Below are 1,275 nucleotides of genomic sequence, written 5' to 3'. Positions count from 1 at the left end.
CGATGGCCGAGCATCTCGACATGTCACAGTCAACCGTGTCGCGTGTGTGGCGGGCGTTCGGATTGGCTCCGCACAAACAGGATTCGTGGAAGCTGTCGAGAGATCCCTTGTTCACCGAGAAGGTCCGTGAATCACCCCTGGTTTGATGCCGCTTCCTTCTGAGTCAGGAAGGATGAGCACATGCCTAAGAAGATCGATCCGGAGGTCCGTTCGAGGGCCTTGCGTTTGCTGGAGGCGCACGGCGGCGAGTACACGTCGTTGACTGCCGCGGCAGAGGCGATCGCCAAGCAGGTCGGTGTCGGTGGGGAGACGGTACGTCGGTGGGCCGTGCAGGCCCAGGTCGATGCCGGCGCCCGGTCGGGGACCACGTCGAAGGAGTCCGCTGAGATCAAGCGACTCAAGGCGGAGAACAAGCAATTGCGAGAGGACGTTGCCATTTTGAAAGCGGCGACGACTTTCTTCGCGGGGGAACTCGACCGCCGCAACCGATGATCGTGGCGTTCATAGATCAGATGCGCGCCAACGGTTTTGCGGTCGAGTCGATCTGTCGGGTCTTGCGTGAGCAGGGCTGCATGATTGCCGCACGAACCTACCGGGCATCGCGAACACGCACGCCTGCCGCTCGGACCGTCTCCGATGCCCACGTCGTCGATGCGGTGCGCACCGTGGTCTGGCGCACCGATGACGACGGCCGGCGGAAGATGACTCCGGAGGGCCTCTACGGGCGGGTGAAGATGCGCGCCCATCTGCATCGGACAACACTGCCCGGGGTGTCCTATGGCGCCGTTGATCGAGCGATGAAAGTGCTAGGCCACAACGGGATTCGAAGGTCCAAGGGAGTCCGTACGACCGTGCGGTCCGCTGATGGTGTACGTGCGGAGGATCTGGTGAATCGACAGTTCAGTGCCGTCGAGCCGAACCGGGTGTGGGTGACCGATTTCACCTACTGCCGGACGTGGGCGGGGTGGGTGTACGTGGTGTTCATCATCGACGTGTTCTCACGTCGGATCGTGGCGTGGCACGCCTCGACGTCGAAGACGGTGGAGCTGGTGACGGTCCCGCTTCGGATGGCGCTGTGGCAGCGGAAACGAGAGGGTCATCCGGTGAAAGCTGCTGAGCTGATTCATCATTCGGATGCTGGAAGTCAGGGCGGATTCAACTGGTCGTCGCAACACCATGATCATGGAGGTGTTTGCGGTGGCTACGGCGGACTGGAGTCGGAGGACCAGCGATGTGGCGGTAGGTGTTCGTCGGCAGTGGCGTGCTGATCGTGCA

General features: G+C 62.2%; 2 pseudogenes. Both read left to right on the top strand.

From position 1 onward, the window contains the following. A pseudogene (locus tag JW364_RS24010) lies at positions 1-131 on the top strand (IS630 family transposase); the annotation flags it as partial. A 49-nt stretch (positions 132-180) separates the two neighbouring features. Next, positions 181-1,154, top strand: a pseudogene (locus JW364_RS24385) (IS3 family transposase); the annotation flags it as partial. Between the last annotated feature and the right edge of the window lie 121 nt (positions 1,155-1,275).

Source organism: Gordonia sp. BP-119, assembly GCF_016924115.1.
GTDB classification, from domain to species: Bacteria; Actinomycetota; Actinomycetes; order Mycobacteriales; family Mycobacteriaceae; genus Gordonia; species Gordonia hongkongensis.
The sequence above is the reverse complement of the archived record's forward strand: the minus strand, read 5'-3'. Positions and strand labels throughout refer to the sequence as shown.